The following is a 14385-nucleotide window of genomic DNA, read 5'->3' as shown; positions in this document are numbered from 1 at the left end:
GCGCACCACCGCGCGGCAACACCACCACAACACGGCCGGACCGCCGCGATCAGGTCGGTTGAAGCGTGGCGACCCGACGAACGGCCTCGTCCGGCGGCACGCCGTGATGCAGCAGTCGGGCGATGTCGGCGGCCACGCGCGGTGCGGCGAACGACGTGCCACTCCACCGCGCGTAGCCGTACTCCCGCGTCTCGGTGCCCGGCGCAGCGTCCCCCGAAGGCGTCAGCCGGACAAAGCTGCTGGTCACGTCCACTCCCGGAGCGATCGCGTCGACCCACGGCCCGTGGTTGGAGAACGGCGCGTCCGCCCCCACCGCGACCACCTCGGGCAGAGCCGCCGGCCACACCGGACGTGAGGTCGCGCCGTTGCCCGCAGCAGCCACCACGACCGCACCCAACCGCTCGACCTCATGGCGCAACACCGGCGGGCACATGTCGTCGGCCGTGTGGCAGCTGGCCGTCAGCACCGCGATGTCGGCCGTCCCGCGCAACGCCCGCAACCCGCGCGCAACGGTCGCGTCGTCGGACAGCCCGAGCGACGACAGCACCCGCCGGTGCCGCACCCGCACGCCGGGCGCGTGCTGCAGCAGCACCCCGGTCACGAACGTGCCGTGCCCGGCCTGCCTGTCCTGACCGGGCCTCCCGTCCGCGTCCAGCACTTCCGGCGAGTGCCCGGACGCCGCGAACCACGACCGCCCGGCGAACCACGGGTGCGGGTCCAGGCCGGTGTCGAGCACGGCAGCGGTGACCGGCCACGTCTCTTCGGCGGGTGTCGGCGGAGGCGGGGCCGATCGGGGCAGCGGCCGGGCGGTGCCGATCATGATCGGGCTGCCGACGTGCACGTGGTTGGGCGTGACGGCGAGGCCGCTCTCGGCGGCGATCCGCACCGGCTCCTCACCGGGCCGCAGGTGGATGCGAACGAACTTCAGCTCCGCCGATCCGTCCACCCGATCCACCCAACGGCGCAGCCGGTCCACCGCCACCGGCACGGCGTCCGACTGGACCAGCAGTTCACCTGAACGGACGAGGCACTCATGCGGCCCTCCGGGGTCGTGCACGGTCAGGTCGGACTGCTCCGCCCGGCAGCGCTCGGCGAATTCCGCCAGCGAGACGACATCGTCACTGTCCACAGAGGACACCCTGCCCGGTGTCCACACCGGACGCGTGTTGTGGTCACCCGATGCGCTGAACACGACGGACGGTGTTCACGGACGGGCGCGACAACCCGTACAGCCGCACAGCACCGCCCTTCCGAGTGGGTTCCGCGCCAGAACGTTCGAAAATGCGGTGGCCAGTGCTAGACATAGCAGAACGTCGACCTCGAACGGTCCGTCCCGTCGGCCGTAGCCCCCCGGAACGGTGGTGATCTCCAGTGGCAGTCTCCGACGCGGCGCGCCGCAGCGGATCGCTGCTGCTCCGAGCGCTGGCCGTGGGCGGTTTGGCGACGGTCGCGTGGCTGTGTTGCGCCGGCCTGGCGTCCGCCGACGACCAAGACCACTCGGACGAGTTGTCGACGACGCTCGACACGGTGAACCTCGCCGTGGACCAACAGCACACCGCGACCACCGCTCTGCTGGACATCGTCCTCGCCGAGCAGACCTACCCCGAGGCCGCCGTCGACGCCGCCGTCGACCCGCTCGCGCTGCCGACCCCGGTCGAGGCGGTACTGCCGATGCCGGCCGTGCCCGCGGTTCCGATTCCCGCGATTCCGGTCGTGCCGGGTGTGCCGGTCGTGCCCGAGTTCCAGCTCGCCACCCCGGCCCAGGTCATCAGCCCGTTCGAGGACATGACCCCGGCCCACACCGTCTCCGCCGCGGCCATGTCGTCGGTCGGGATCGGTTCCCCGGCGATCGCGCCGCTCCAGGTGGCCGCGCCGGAAGAGCAGCCCGGGCAGTACGGGCAGACCAGCTACTCGGGCGGCACCGAGAGCAGGAGGTACAGCCACTCCGGCACGGTGGTCAACACCATGCCCGAAGAGATGTACGAGGCGAAGGTGGCCGCCAAGGTCGCCGCGCGCCAGGCAGCCCTAGCACCGCCGCCCGTCCCGGAGCCCGCAGCGCCGCAGGAAGTCGTACCGACGGCACCCTCGGCGTTCCAGGCGGCGACGGTCGTGTTCACCCAGGAACCGGCACCCGTGAGCACCGCCGACGCGGTCACCACCAGCACCGTGACCTGGGAGAAGCCCGAACCCGCGAGCCCCGCGCCGGCGCCGAAGCCCGCGCCTGCGCCCACCGCGCCGACCACCGCGTCGTCGAGCCCGCACGACAGCTCGAACGGCCACCGGGGCGGCGTGATCGCGTTCGTCACCAGCCAGCAGAACTTCACGCCCCCGACCGCGCGGTCGGTCGAACGGCGAGACGACTGGCGGTCCCCCGGCAGCATCCCAGGCCTGCCGAGCACTTCACCCGACTGAGTAAAACGGCACCGGTCTGCCCAGCGCGGACCGCGCCGCCGCACCGGTCGTCCAGCGCGACCCGCGCCGCGACACCAGTCCTCCCGGTCATACCCAGTCGCACTGCCCCGTTGCCACACAGCTTCCCGTCCTGCCGACCGCGCCCCGGCAGGAACGGGCAGGTCCCGTCGTCACACTGCCCCTGTGTCGACGGGATCCCACGGGAACCTGCGGCCGGGGACGCCAATCCCTGGAGCGTCCCCGCCGCAGGTCCACGGACACCGTCGGACTCCGGCTCATCGAGGGGCTGCGCCGGAGCCCGACGGTGACAGAACTTCATGGCAGCCACCCGCTCCAGCGACCCCCACCAGAGTGACCAAGCCTCACCGGTCCACCCGATCGGGCGAAAGTCAGAGAAATCGAAGGCCCACGGGCACTTTGCACTTACCGATTTCGTTGCCGGATTTGAAGGAGGCGCCCCGGCGAGGCACAGGCACACCGACCACCCGCCCACCCCACAACCAACACCAACCACACAACGCTCAAAGAACACAAACCACACAACGCTTACAGCAGCGCCAACCACACCCACACAAGACCTAAAGCACGGACACAACGCCTCAAGCAGAACGCTCACACCCTCACGGTCCGAACGCACCGCCCTCACGGTCAGCAGTAGCCCAGCCAGACCGCAGCCCAGCCAGACCACGGCTCGACGCAGGCGGGGGCTCACGACCCAGGTGGACGGACCCGCACTCCAGGCGACGGACCCCCAGCCCACGCGGGCAGACTCGCGGCCCAGGCGGAGAATTCGCAGCTAGGCGGGAAAGACTCACGGCGACGCGAACGAAGACCTCGCGACAAGCCCCGACGTCATCGCCATCCACTGACTTCGCCCGTTGGTCACTGACGCTGATCACCGACGTCACCGACGTCAGCGCTGACCACCGCTGCCACCGCGCTGTCGCACTGACATCACGCCAGCCACCGGCCGTCTTGCCGCCCACAGGCCCAGCCGAGCCGCCGAGCTGCGCAGTCCGTGCGCCGCCGAGCGCCGACGTGCGCCGCCGAGCGCCGTCGGACTCCCTCACCCCTCGCACGAGCCGGAACAGGACAGGACGGGACGGGCGAGGCCAGGCGGAGCGCACTGGAGCGGGCGGAACGCACCGGGGCGGACGGAGTGGGTGGTGCGGGCGGGCGGGTGGGGCGAGACGAAGCGAGCCGGGAGTGACTGCGGAAAGTGTCGGTGGTCAGGCGACGGGCATGGTGGCGGCGGTTTCGCCGGGCATGGTGGTGCCGGTGACGGAAGCGGCGACCAGGCCCAAACGGCGGACGGCGTCCCGCAGCACGTCGGACGGCAGGACGTAAGGCAGGCGCAGCCAGCGTTCGAAGCCGCCGTGGGCGCCGAAGCGGGAGCCCGGGGCGAGCCGGATGCCGTGGTTCTGCGCCACTACGGCTACTCGGGTGCTGATGGGGGCGTCCAGTTCACACCAGACGCTGAGCCCCCCGGCCGGGCGGCGGAAGTGCCACTGTGGACAGTGCTCCCGCAGCCCGGCCATGAGGACGTCCCGCTGGGTCGCCAACAGCGCTCGGCGGGCCGCCAAGGCCCGGTCCGGCTCGGCCATCAGATCCGCCAGGACCATCTGCTCGAACACCGCCGACCCGAGGTCCAGGGCGGTTCGGGTGGAGACCAGGCGGTGCACCACCTCGGTCGACGCGCGGATCCAGCCGACGCGCAGCCCGCCCCAGTACGCCTTGCTGGCCGACCCCAGAGTTATCACCAGGTCTTCCGCGTACGACGCCATCGGCGGCGGGCCGTCCAGCGGGTCGCCGTCGAGGTCCAGTTCGACCGCGGTCTCGTCGATCACGAGCGGCGTCCGGGCTCGGCGGGCGATGTCCGCCAGTTCCGCCCTGCCCTCGGCGTCCAGCCGGTGCGCGGTCGGGTTCTGGAAGTCGAGCACCAGGTACGCCATCCGCGGCGCGGCCTGGCGCAGGGCGGCGGCCACGCCCGCCAGGTCCCAGCCCGTCGAGGTCATGGCCACCGGCACCGGGATGGCCAGGACGGCCTTGATCGCGTCCAGCGCGTTGGGGTAGCTCGGCTGTTCCACCAGCACCCGGTCGCCGGGGCCGGTCAGCAGGCGCAGGGTCAGGGCCAGGGCGTGCTGGGCGCCGCTGGTGATCACGATCTGGTCCGGGGACGTGGGCAGACCGCGGGCTTCGTACCGCTCGGCGATCCGCTTGCGCAGCTCCGGCAGCCCGTGCTCGTAGTAGCCGTGGTTGGTCAGTTGCTCGGGCAGGCGCAGCCGCACCGCGTCGAACGCCGCCGTCATGCCGGGGATCGCGGGCGGTGCGGCACGGGCGAAGTCGATCATGCTGTGGCCGACCAGCGGGGTGTCCGGGGCGATCCCCAGGGCGCCGGTGGGCAGGCTGATCCACGAGCCCGCGCCGCGCTTGCTGGCCACCAGGCCTTCCGACCGCAACTGGTCCAGCGCCGCGGTGATCATGGTGCGGCTGACCGGCAGGGCGTCGGCCATCTCCCGTTCGGCGGGCAGGCGGGTGCCGGCGGGCAGCCGGCCGTCCAGGACGAGCATCCGGATCGCGGCCGCGAGGTCGGCGGAGCCCTGGCGGGCACCTCGCCTGCGCCACTCGCCGAGCAGGCGGGCCAGCCGGAAACCGGATATACGTCCACCTGGTGGGACGTCGTGGTTCATGAGGCCAATTATTCGACATTGGCTCTGGAAAACAAGGCCAATCGCGACGAAGGATGGCCACATGCTCGCCGCACTCACCCAGGTCCCCGTCTCCGTCTCGCCCGCCCGCCGCCTCCCCCAGCTGGTCGCGGGGCTCTGGCTCTACGGCGCGAGCATGGCGCTCCAGATCCGCGCGACCCTCGGCCTGGACCCGTGGGACGTGCTGCATGAAGGCCTGACCAAGCGCACCGGGCTGAGCTTCGGCACGATCACCATCATCGTCGGCGCGCTGGTCCTGCTCTGCTGGATCCCGCTCAGACAACGCCCCGGTGTGGGCACGGTCAGCAACGTCTTCCTGATCGGCATCGCGGTCGACGTGACGCTCGCCATCCTGCCCGCCCCGTCCGAACTGGTGCCGCGCATCCTGTTCCTGGTGGCGGGGATCGTCCTGAACGGACTGGCCGCCGCCGTCTACATCGGAGCCCGCCTGGGCCCCGGCCCGCGCGACGGCCTCACGACCGGTTTCTGCGCGCGGACCGGGACCTCGCTGCGCCTGGTCCGGACCGTGGTCGAACTCACCGTGCTGGCCGGCGGCTGGCTGCTGGGCGGCACGATCGGCGTCGGCACCGTCCTGTACGCGCTGGCGATCGGCCCGCTCACGCAGGCGTTCCTGCCCCTGGTCACCTGGGTGAGTTCGCGACCCGCTTCCACGCCTCCGGGTAGCTGACCCCGCGGGCCCCGAGGACCTCGGCCACCAGGCCCCGGCCGGACAGCAGCGCCAGCACCAGGTGCTCCCGGCCGAGGGTCCGGTGGCCGAGTTCCCGGGCTTCGACCAGGCTGCGTTCCAGGGTCTTCTTCGCCGCCGCGTTGAACGGCAGCCTGAACAGCCTGCGCTTCGCCGGCGGTTCGGCGGCCAGCGCGCCTTCGCCGAGGGACCGTTCGACCGATGCGACGATCTGGTCGACGTCGATCCCCAGTCCTTTCAGCGCCTCGGCGTCCGCTTCGCTCAGCCCGCCCTTGCGCCGGGCTTCGCGGAGGTCCGCCTCCAGAACCGAGCGCGGCACGTCGAACGACGCCAGCACCGGCGCGTCGAGCAGTGCGAGCAGCAGGTGTTCCGGTCCGATCTCGTTCGCGTGCGCGCGTTGTGCTTCCACGACGGCGTCACGCACCGCCTGTCGTGCCTCCCTGGTGAACCGCTCGCCGATCATCGGCTTCCCCCGTGCTTCTTGTGGACGGCCTGCCTGCTCACGCCCAGCTCGGCCGCGATCTCCTGCCACGACCAGCCCCGGACGCGGGCGTTGCGCACCTGGACCGCTTCGAGTTGTTCGAGCAGCCGGCGCAGCGCGCTCACCGCCCGCAGCCCGACTTTGGGGTCGTGGTCGCCCGCCGCCGAGGCGAGTTCCGTTGCCTCTGTCATGCCGTCAACCATGGTTGACAACCCGCCGCTTGTCAACCCGAGTTGACACTAGGCTCGGACGCGATGCCCGAGACCACTCCCGAGATCACCACCGCCGAACGCGCCGGAGTCGGCCTGGACGGCCGGCCCAGGCCCACCGAGGACCGGATCGTCGTCCTGCCGAACGCCGTCGTCCTGCTGGACGGGGCCACCTCCCCGACACCCCGCGAACGCGACGGCGGCTGGCACTCGCGAGCCCTGGCGGACGAGTTCCGGGCGTTGGACGGTGACCTGGCCGACGAACTCGCGCAGGCCATCGACCGACTCGCCACCCGACACGGCCTCACCCCCGGCGAGTCGCCGTCCAGCACGGTCGCGATGGTCCGCTGGACCGACGACTCCGTCGACGCCCTGGTGCTCGCGGACAGTCCCGTGGTGGTGTTCGGCGAACGCGTCGAAGTCCTCGCCGACCACCGGTTGCGGGACCTGCGCGGCAAGGTCGACCGGGTCACGGACTGGCGCAACCGGGACGGTGGGTTCTGGGTGGCCGAGGCGGATCCGACGGCGGCGTACCGGGCTGTCCGCCGGTCGTGGCGGCGGGACGAGGTGCGCGCCGTGCTGATGGCCACCGACGGCGTCTCGTGCGGTGTGGACGACTACGGGCTGTTCGCGAATTGGCAGAACGTGTTGGACATCACGTCCGCGAATGGACCCGAGGCGGTGCTGGACACGATCCGGAACGCGGAGGCGGGTGATCCGGAACGCCTCCGGTGGCGACGGTCGAAAGTGCACGACGACCAGGCGCTCGCGGTGCTCCGATTCGGCGCCGGGACTGGATGAACCGGCACTGGTGGACCGTGACCGCAGGAACCAGAACTGGGTGAACCGCGACCGGATGAGCGACCGGGATGGACCGAACCGGACGACGCGTAAAGCGGACAGTCGGAAACCGACCGACCCGGAAAAAGCGGAAACCCCACGCAATCGCGTGGGGTCCGCTGGTTCTGGTGGCCAGGGGCGGGGTCGAACCGCCGACCTACCGCTTTTCAGGCGGTCGCTCGTACCAACTGAGCTACCTGGCCAGGTAGCGGCCCGGCCGTACAGCCGAACAGCCTTGCGACCCAGACGGGACTCGAACCCGCGACCTTCGCCGTGACAGGGCGACGCGCTAACCAACTGCGCCACTGGGCCTTGCTTTACTACGTGCCCCCAACGGGATTCGAACCCGCGCTACCGCCTTGAAAGGGCGGGGTCCTAGGCCGCTAGACGATGGGGACCAGGTTCCTCCGGCAGCCTCTTGGGCCACCTTCTGTCCCAGGCCCTCCACGCTGTCCGGTGGAAGCATCGTAAGCATAGGGCACAGGTGCCGGCTACTCCAAAACGGGGGTGCCACAAGTTGTTGACCTGCGATTCCTTCCCCGTTCGATCAGCCCGAGGCGGTCGGCCGGGCGGCGAACTCGACCCGTTCGGCCTCGCCGAGGACACCCAGCGCCTCGTCGAACCGCTCGTCGGTCAGCCGCTCGGCGTGCCGCCACCGCCTCCGAGCCAGAACAGCGGTTCCCGGGTCCGTTCAGCCACTGGAGCCATTCCGTAGCGCTGTCATAGAACTTCGGGGCCGGCGACCACCCGCACCGCCGCGGCACACCACTCGTCGGTGGCCAGGCCGGGCAGCACGAACCGCCACACCTCGCGCATCCGGTCCGGGTAGTCCGCGCAGCGGGTGGTCGCGGTGGAGATCAGCCGGGCGCCCAGCGCGGCGGCGGTCAACGTCCGCGCGGCGGCCTCCGGGTCGACGCCCGGTCGCAACTGGCCCTCGTCGCGGGCCGCGCGCAGCAGGTCGGCGAGCACCTTCTCCCAGCGCAGGTGCGAGCCGGCCAGTCCCGGGTAGGCGAGTTCCCGTTCGGCGGCGAGCCGCACGCCCGCGCGGATCACCACGTCCGCGGAGAGCAGCACCACCGCCGCGTCGAACAGGCCGACCATGGTGCGCAGCGGATCCAGTCCCCGGCCCCTCCACTCGTCCGCCAGGCGCGGCCAGGTGTCGTCCTGGACCTGCACGATCGCCGAGGCGAGCGCCGCCTTGGACGTGAAGTGGAAGTAGAACGCGCCCTTGGTGACGCCGCTGCGGTCCAGGATCGCGCTCAGCGGCGCGCCTTCGTACCCGACGCGGTCGAACTCCTCGGCCGCCGCCCGGAGGATCGCCTCACGGGTGGCTCGCGCGCGGTGCTGCTGGGGCATCACGGCTCCGGGCTGATCTGCGGTCGATGCGCCGCCCAGCCTTCGCGCCCGGCCGGTCCGGCGCAAGCGCCGCCCGGTCGGGCGCCGGCCGACCGCTCGTCGACCGGTGGCCCGCAGTTCGATTGCCCCGGAAAAAGACCGCTCGGTATGTTCCGGAGGGGCCGGCCCACCCGAGTCGCGCTCCCGGGGGGTGCACGTCTCGGGTGGGCCGTCCTGGCGCCCTACCGTTGCACGGGTGGCGCGCCCCCGTCCTCACCCGGTGTCAGCCCGAGCATGTCGAGCAGCAGTCGACAATCCTCGGCGCTGGTCGCGCCGCGGGCCACGGACAGCCGCGCGCGGTGGACCTGTTCGTCCGAGATCCGCGATGGTTCACCGGTCCGCTGCACGGGCACCCCACCGCCCGGCCTGGACATGATGTCGTCCTGGTTCCACAGGAACTGACGTACTTCTATGGACCCGCTCATGACGCCTCCCCGACTTGAGGTTGGCGCGAGGCTAAGCGAGCCCATCGAACTGCCGCAGCCCCCCGCAGAGTGATTCCAAGGCAACGGAGTGTCACTTTCTGTGCAAACGACCTGGTGTCAAGCAGTCCGTGATGTGCTTGCCGCGAACAACGAGAGGTTGGACCCATGACCGAGCCGGACCCCCGTCCGCACCCCGACGAGACCTCGCCGACCCCCGCGGCGCAGGCCTTCGAACCCGCCCCCGCCGACGCCACGTCGGTCACCGGCACCCCGCTTGACCTGGTTGCCGCCGACGCACCCGAGGCCGCGGCGCCCGAGTCCGGCCCGCCCGCCGACGCACCGCCCGCAGCGGCCGAGTCGCCCGCCGAGGTCGAGCCGGGCGCCGCTCCCACCGACCCGTCGGCGGCCGGCACCCCGATTGCCGAGGTGTCGGACGGCGCGGGCGCGGGCACCCCGGGACAGGCACCGCAGTTCCCGCCCGTCGACCCGCAGCTGTTGTTCGGCAGCCTGTCCCTGGCGTCGATCGAAGCCGACATCGACGCGATGATGAGCGACAAGATGACCGAGCTGGACGACATGCTCGCGGGCTTGGAGGAGCTGGTCGTGCGGCTGGAGGGCGAGATCACCCAGCTGGAGGCCCCGCCGGATGATAGCCCTACCCCCTAGGGGTATCCTCGAAGGCGATCAGCCGAAGAGGAAGAGGGGCTCATGTCCGTCACCACCACGTACACCGTCAACGGCATGACCTGCGGCCACTGCGCGAGTTCCGTCACCGAGGAGCTGACCGCCGTGGACGGCGTGACCGGCGTCGACGTGCAGCTCGCCAGCGGCGCGGTCACCGTGACCAGCACCCGCGAGCTGTCCCGGGACGAGGTGGGCGCGGCCGTCACCGAAGCGGGCTACGAGCTGGTCGGCTGATGACCACCGCGGAGGCCACCCGCCGCGTCGAGCTGGCCATCACCGGCATGACGTGCGCGTCGTGCGCGAACCGGATCGAGCGCAAGCTCAACAGGCTCGACGGCGTCACGGCGTCGGTCAACTACGCGACCGAGAAGGCCAGCGTCGAGTTCCCGGTCGGCACGACGGTCTCGGAGCTGGTCTCCACGGTGGAGGCCGCCGGGTACCGGGCGAGCCCGGAGCGGTCCGGCGACGACCACGCCGGCGAACTCGGGGCGCGGGTCGCCATCGCGGCCTTCCTCGGCGCGCCGGTGGTCGTGCTGGCCATGGTCCCGGCCTGGCAGTTCCCCGGCTGGCAGTGGTTCTCGCTGGCGCTGGCCGGCGTGGTGGTCTGGGTGTGCGGGTGGCCGTTCCACCGGGCCGCCGCGGTCAACGCCCGGCACGGCGCGAGCACCATGGACACGCTGGTGTCGATGGGCGTCGTGGTGGCCTTCCTGTGGTCGCTCTACGCGCTGGTGTTCGGCGAGGCGGGCGCGCTGGGCATGCGGCACGCGTTCAGCCTGGTGCCGCGCCCGTCCACGACCGGCGACATCTACCTGGAGGTCGCGGTCGGCGTCACGGTGTTCCTGCTGCTCGGCCGGTGGCTGGAGGCCCGTTCCAAGCGCCGGGCGGGTTCCGCGCTGCGAGCCCTGCTGGAGCTGGGCGCGAAGGACGTCGTCGTCCTCGAAGACGGCACCGAGACCCGCGTCCCGGTCGGCAGGCTCCAGGTGGGCCAACGTTTCGTCGTCCGACCGGGTGAACGGATCGCCACGGACGGCTTGGTGGTCGCCGGTTCCTCGGCGGTGGACCGCTCGATGGTGACCGGCGAGTCGGTGCCGGAAGAGGTCCGGGCGGGTGACGAGGTGGTCGGCGGCACGGTGAACGCGGGTGGCCGGCTCGTCGTCGAGGCCACCGGGGTCGGCCAGGACACCCAATTGGCCCGGATGGCTCGACTGGTCGAGCAGGCGCAGTCCGGCAAGGCCGGGGTGCAGCGGCTGGCCGACCGGGTCTCGGCGGTGTTCGTGCCCGTCGTGCTCGGGCTCGCGGTGCTCACGCTCGCCGGGTGGCTGCTGGCCGGCCGCTGGAGTTCGCCGTCACGGCGGCGGTAGCGGTGCTGGTGATCGCGTGCCCGTGCGCGCTGGGCCTGGCGACGCCGACCGCGCTGCTGGTCGGCACCGGCCGGGGCGCGCAGCTGGGCATCCTGGTGAAGGGCCCGGAGGTGCTGGAGTCGACCCGCCGGGTGGACACCGTGGTGCTGGACAAGACCGGCACGGTGACCACCGGGCGGTTGGAGCTGGTGGACGTGATCCCGGCGGACGGCGTCACCCGCCGGGAGCTGCTGACCGTCGCGGGCGCGGTCGAGCACGGCTCGGAGCACCCCATCGCGGCGGCGGTCGTGCGCGGCGCGCGGGCCGAGGTCCCGGAGCTGCCCGAGGTCTCCGACTTCGCCAACCGCGAGGGCCTGGGCGTCACGGCGACCCTGGACGGCAGGCGGCTGACCGCCGGTCGGCCGAGCCTGGTGGAACTGCCCGACGACCTGCTCGCCCGGGCCGATCAAGAACAGCGGAAGGGCCGCACGGTGGTCGCGGTCGCCGCCGACGACCGGCCGCTCGGCCTGCTCTGCGTCACCGACACCGTGAAGCCCACCAGCGCCCGGGCGGTCCGCGAGCTGCGGGCCCTCGGCCTGCGCCCGGTGCTGCTGACCGGCGACCACCGGGCGGTCGCGGAGGCGGTGGCGGCCGAGGTCGGCGTCGACGAGGTGATCGCCGGGGTGCTGCCCGCCGACAAGGTCGACGTGGTGCGGAAGCTCCAGGCCGAGGGCCGGGTGGTGGCGATGGTCGGGGACGGCGTGAACGACGCGCCGGCGCTCGCCGCGGCCGACCTGGGTCTGGCCATGGGCACCGGCACGGACGTGGCGATCGAGGCCGGCGACCTGACCCTGGTGCGCGGCGACCTGCGGGCGGCGGCGGACGCCATCCGGCTGTCCCGGCGGACCCTGCGCACCATCAAGGGAAATCTTTTCTGGGCGTTCGCCTACAACGTGGCGAGTTTGCCACTCGCGGCGCTGGGATTGCTGAACCCCATGCTCGCGGGTGCCGCGATGGCCTTCTCCAGCCTCTTCGTGGTGACCAACAGCCTGCGCCTGCGCGGGTTCCGGGCATCGACAAGCTGAAGATTTACCGCCAACCCACTCCCCAGGCCCACGTGCACGTGCAACAATCCGAATTGCTGACACACCCCCGGTCAGCGCCTGTGGAGATCCCCTCCGGCCCCCGCGTTCCTCCCCCTGGCGCGGGGGCCTCTCCATGCACAGACCTGTGACCCAGGCCACAGTTTGAGGCGTTCCGCAACGCAACCGTTATCGTTGCGCGGTGCCCATTGGATCGCTAGGTCGTAACAAGTCCGGCCGTCACCGCCCGCCCGCCAAGGAGCAGGAGGAAGTCCTGCCCGACGAGGAGCTGACCTCGTACCTGGCGGCGCTGGCACCGGAGACCTCGGACAACGAGACGACGGCCGGCAACAGCTTCGGCAACGCGCAGGTCTACCAGCTCCGCCTGCAGCTGATGGCGAACGAGCAGCTGAAGGAGCTCGCCGCCGAGCGGCAGACCTCCCCGCAGGCGCTCGCCACCGAGTGGGTCATGCAGCGCCTGGAGTGGGAAGCCCGCCAGCGCGGCTTCTGAGCCCCACGCCGGACCCGCACCACACGGCCGGGCCTCCCGCGCCCGCCGGCTGACCCGTGCCGCCGGGCCTTCACGCGCAGCGGCCGAACCGTGCCGTCGGGTCTTCCACACCCGCCGGACCTTCCACACCCGCCGGCCGACCCTTGCCGCCGTCCGACTCCGCGAACGGCGCAGGGAAGAGCGGGGTGCGCGAGGCCGACGCCCGACGTGATCCGGCGGGACGGCCACCGACGCGACAGGCCCCCGACCGGAAACCCGGCCGGGGGCCTGCTTGTCGTCACGAAGGGAAGATCAGACCTTCCGCACGTTCTGGGCCTGCGGACCCTTGGTGCCCTGGCCGATCTCGAACTCGACCCGCTGGTTCTCCTCCAGGGTCCGGAATCCCTGACCCTGGATCTCCGAGTAGTGGACGAAGACGTCCGGCCCGCCGTTCTCCTGGGCGATGAAGCCGAAGCCCTTCTCGGAGTTGAACCACTTGACAGTGCCCAGTGCCATGTACCTGCCTCCATCGCAGGAAAGCTTGGGGCTGCACCATGCAACCCCGGCCGTCCCGGGGCGTTTCCCCCGCCGCCTCCAGCAGGAGCGCACGCCCGCGTGTCGTTCCGCGAGCGTGAGACACGAACACAGAAACCACGGCCTGCGCAGGCGAGCGTATCGGTTGACCACGCCCAGCACTACCACCGAACCACAAGCGGATGAACGGCCGGCGGCGCTACTTCTCGGTGACCTGCGGCGGGTCCGGCAGACGCACCCCGGACCGGCCGATGTTGCGCTCCAACGCCTTGCGCCACTCGCCCGTCGCGACCATCTTCTCGATCGCCGCGCCGACGTCCGAACGGCCCTTGACGTCGGCCTTCGACAGCCCCACGCCGTACCGCTCGGTGGTGAACGGATCGCCCACCAGCTTCAGCAGTTCCGGGTTCTCCGCCACGTAGCCCGCCAGGATCGCCTCGTCGGTGGTGACCGCGTCCACGTTGCCCGCCAGCAGGCCGGTCACGCAGTCGGAGTACTGGCCGTACTCCACCAGCTCCACCCCCTGCGCGAACTCGGACTTCACCTTCTGCGCGGATGTCGACCCGGCCACCGAGCAGAGCTTCCTGCCGTTCAACGTCTGCGGCCCGGTGATGCCGTCGTCGGTGTAGCGGACCAGCAGGCCCTGCCCGGTCTGGAAGTACGGGCCCGCGAAGGCCACCTGCTCCTTGCGCTTGTCGGTGATCGAGTAGGTGGCGACGACGAAGTCCACGTCCCCGGCGGAGATCAGCTTCTCCCGGTCGGCGGACCGCGCTTCCTTCCAGGTGATGCCGGACTCGGGCACACCCAGTTGCTGCGCCACGTACTTGGCCACGTCCACGTCGAAGCCGACGTACTTGCCGTCGAGCCTGCGCTGCGCCATCCCCGGTTGGTCGAACCGGATGCCGATGGTCAGGTTGCCGTCCTCGGCCTTGCCTTCGAGCGTGTCGTCGGCCGCGCCACCGCAGGCCGCGGTGAACGCCAGGGCTGCCACCACCGCGGTCGCGGGCAGCAGTCGTCGGAACAGCATGGGCTGCGAACCTCTCGGTGCTCGGGTACGCGGTGCGGATCGACGCACCAGA

At 71.5% G+C, this 14385-nt stretch carries 14 protein-coding genes, 3 tRNA genes and 1 pseudogene; 7 read left to right on the top strand and 11 right to left on the bottom strand.

The features are described from left to right. Positions 1-49 precede the first annotated feature (49 nt). Positions 50-1129: a S8 family peptidase gene (locus FHS29_RS06080; RefSeq protein ID WP_312864777.1), complete on the bottom strand. Its 1080-nt coding sequence runs from the start codon at positions 1127-1129 to the stop codon at positions 50-52. Between the two features lie 242 nt (positions 1130-1371). Here FHS29_RS06080 and FHS29_RS06075 point away from each other — a divergent pair, with 242 nt between their 5' ends. Then, positions 1372-2412 (top strand): hypothetical protein, encoded by a 1041-nt coding sequence (locus FHS29_RS06075; RefSeq protein WP_184689086.1) that lies wholly within the window; start codon positions 1372-1374, stop codon positions 2410-2412. Positions 2413-3641: 1229 nt separating this feature from the next. Here FHS29_RS06075 and yczR read toward each other — a convergent pair. Then, on the bottom strand, positions 3642-5102 hold the full coding sequence (yczR, locus tag FHS29_RS06070) for a MocR-like transcription factor YczR (protein WP_184689084.1): 1461 nt from the start codon (positions 5100-5102) through the stop codon (positions 3642-3644). Positions 5103-5163: 61 nt separating this feature from the next. Here yczR and yczE point away from each other — a divergent pair, with 61 nt between their 5' ends. Beyond that, entirely contained in the window at positions 5164-5808 is a 645-nt protein-coding gene (gene yczE, locus FHS29_RS06065; RefSeq protein WP_184689082.1) for a membrane protein YczE, read from the top strand. On the opposite strand, the gene FHS29_RS06060 is transcribed toward yczE, so the two are convergent. After that, entirely contained in the window at positions 5762-6289 is a 528-nt protein-coding gene (locus FHS29_RS06060; protein ID WP_184689080.1) for a Clp protease N-terminal domain-containing protein, read from the bottom strand. The genes yczE and FHS29_RS06060 overlap by 47 nt on opposite strands. Further along, positions 6286-6498, bottom strand: coding sequence for a helix-turn-helix domain-containing protein (locus FHS29_RS06055; RefSeq protein ID WP_184689078.1), 213 nt, complete (start codon positions 6496-6498; stop codon positions 6286-6288). Before FHS29_RS06055 ends, FHS29_RS06060 begins: the two co-directional genes overlap by 4 nt. Before the next feature lie 63 nt (positions 6499-6561). On the opposite strand from FHS29_RS06055, the gene FHS29_RS06050 reads away from it, so the two are divergent. Continuing rightward, a complete protein-coding gene (locus FHS29_RS06050; RefSeq protein ID WP_184689076.1) occupies positions 6562-7317 on the top strand; it encodes a PP2C family serine/threonine-protein phosphatase in 756 nt (251 codons plus the stop codon). Positions 7318-7482: 165 nt separating this feature from the next. Here FHS29_RS06050 and FHS29_RS06045 read toward each other — a convergent pair. From FHS29_RS06045 to FHS29_RS06025, 5 genes are all read right to left on the bottom strand, one after another. Next, a tRNA-Phe gene (locus tag FHS29_RS06045) sits at positions 7483-7559 on the bottom strand. 35 nt (positions 7560-7594) lie between these two features. Next, a tRNA-Asp gene (locus FHS29_RS06040) sits at positions 7595-7668 on the bottom strand. Positions 7669-7681: 13 nt separating this feature from the next. Beyond that, positions 7682-7754: transfer RNA gene (locus FHS29_RS06035), tRNA-Glu, on the bottom strand. Between the two features lie 322 nt (positions 7755-8076). Then, complete coding sequence (locus FHS29_RS06030; protein ID WP_184689074.1) at positions 8077-8712, bottom strand: ScbR family autoregulator-binding transcription factor; 636 nt, start codon at positions 8710-8712, stop codon at positions 8077-8079. Positions 8713-8933: 221 nt separating this feature from the next. Continuing rightward, positions 8934-9176: a hypothetical protein gene (locus tag FHS29_RS06025; protein ID WP_184689072.1), complete on the bottom strand. Its 243-nt coding sequence runs from the start codon at positions 9174-9176 to the stop codon at positions 8934-8936. 165 nt (positions 9177-9341) lie between these two features. On the opposite strand from FHS29_RS06025, the gene FHS29_RS06020 reads away from it, so the two are divergent. From FHS29_RS06020 to FHS29_RS06005, 4 genes and pseudogenes are all read left to right on the top strand, one after another. Next, positions 9342-9842, top strand: coding sequence for a hypothetical protein (locus FHS29_RS06020; RefSeq protein ID WP_184689070.1), 501 nt, complete (start codon positions 9342-9344; stop codon positions 9840-9842). Between the two features lie 42 nt (positions 9843-9884). After that, positions 9885-10094, top strand: coding sequence for a heavy-metal-associated domain-containing protein (locus tag FHS29_RS06015; RefSeq protein ID WP_184689068.1), 210 nt, complete (start codon positions 9885-9887; stop codon positions 10092-10094). After that, a pseudogene (locus FHS29_RS06010) lies at positions 10094-12285 on the top strand (heavy metal translocating P-type ATPase). Before FHS29_RS06015 ends, FHS29_RS06010 begins: the two are co-directional and overlap by 1 nt. A 199-nt stretch (positions 12286-12484) precedes the next feature. Beyond that, a complete protein-coding gene (locus tag FHS29_RS06005) occupies positions 12485-12793 on the top strand; it encodes a hypothetical protein (RefSeq protein ID WP_184689066.1) in 309 nt (102 codons plus the stop codon). 291 nt (positions 12794-13084) lie between these two features. Here the strand turns inward: FHS29_RS06005 and FHS29_RS06000 are convergent, their stop codons facing one another. Continuing rightward, positions 13085-13288 carry a cold-shock protein gene (locus FHS29_RS06000; RefSeq protein ID WP_015105489.1) on the bottom strand — a complete coding sequence of 68 codons (204 nt, stop codon included), beginning with the start codon at positions 13286-13288 and terminating at the stop codon, positions 13085-13087. Positions 13289-13505: 217 nt separating this feature from the next. Then, positions 13506-14333 carry a glutamate ABC transporter substrate-binding protein gene (locus FHS29_RS05995; RefSeq protein WP_184689064.1) on the bottom strand — a complete coding sequence of 276 codons (828 nt, stop codon included), beginning with the start codon at positions 14331-14333 and terminating at the stop codon, positions 13506-13508. Positions 14334-14385: the final 52 nt, after the last annotated feature.

Origin of the sequence: Saccharothrix tamanrassetensis (assembly GCF_014203665.1) — a bacterium.
GTDB lineage: Bacteria > Actinomycetota > Actinomycetes > Mycobacteriales > Pseudonocardiaceae > Actinosynnema > Actinosynnema tamanrassetense.
The sequence above is the reverse complement of the archived record's forward strand: the minus strand, read 5'-3'. Positions and strand labels throughout refer to the sequence as shown.

Bases quoted from the DNA above. Each gene is read 5' to 3' on its own strand.
- yczR (WP_184689084.1), bottom strand. From the start codon at position 5,102: ATGAACCACGACGTCCCACCAGGTGGACGTATATCCGGTTTCCGGCTG.
- yczE (WP_184689082.1), top strand. From the start codon at position 5,164: ATGCTCGCCGCACTCACCCAGGTCCCCGTCTCCGTCTCGCCCGCCCGC.
- FHS29_RS06060 (WP_184689080.1), bottom strand. From the start codon at position 6,289: ATGATCGGCGAGCGGTTCACCAGGGAGGCACGACAGGCGGTGCGTGAC.
- FHS29_RS06055 (WP_184689078.1), bottom strand. From the start codon at position 6,498: ATGACAGAGGCAACGGAACTCGCCTCGGCGGCGGGCGACCACGACCCC.
- FHS29_RS06050 (WP_184689076.1), top strand. From the start codon at position 6,562: ATGCCCGAGACCACTCCCGAGATCACCACCGCCGAACGCGCCGGAGTC.
- FHS29_RS06030 (WP_184689074.1), bottom strand. From the start codon at position 8,712: ATGCCCCAGCAGCACCGCGCGCGAGCCACCCGTGAGGCGATCCTCCGG.
- FHS29_RS06025 (WP_184689072.1), bottom strand. From the start codon at position 9,176: ATGAGCGGGTCCATAGAAGTACGTCAGTTCCTGTGGAACCAGGACGAC.
- FHS29_RS06020 (WP_184689070.1), top strand. From the start codon at position 9,342: ATGACCGAGCCGGACCCCCGTCCGCACCCCGACGAGACCTCGCCGACC.
- FHS29_RS06015 (WP_184689068.1), top strand. From the start codon at position 9,885: ATGTCCGTCACCACCACGTACACCGTCAACGGCATGACCTGCGGCCAC.
- FHS29_RS06000 (WP_015105489.1), bottom strand. From the start codon at position 13,288: ATGGCACTGGGCACTGTCAAGTGGTTCAACTCCGAGAAGGGCTTCGGC.
- FHS29_RS05995 (WP_184689064.1), bottom strand. From the start codon at position 14,333: ATGCTGTTCCGACGACTGCTGCCCGCGACCGCGGTGGTGGCAGCCCTG.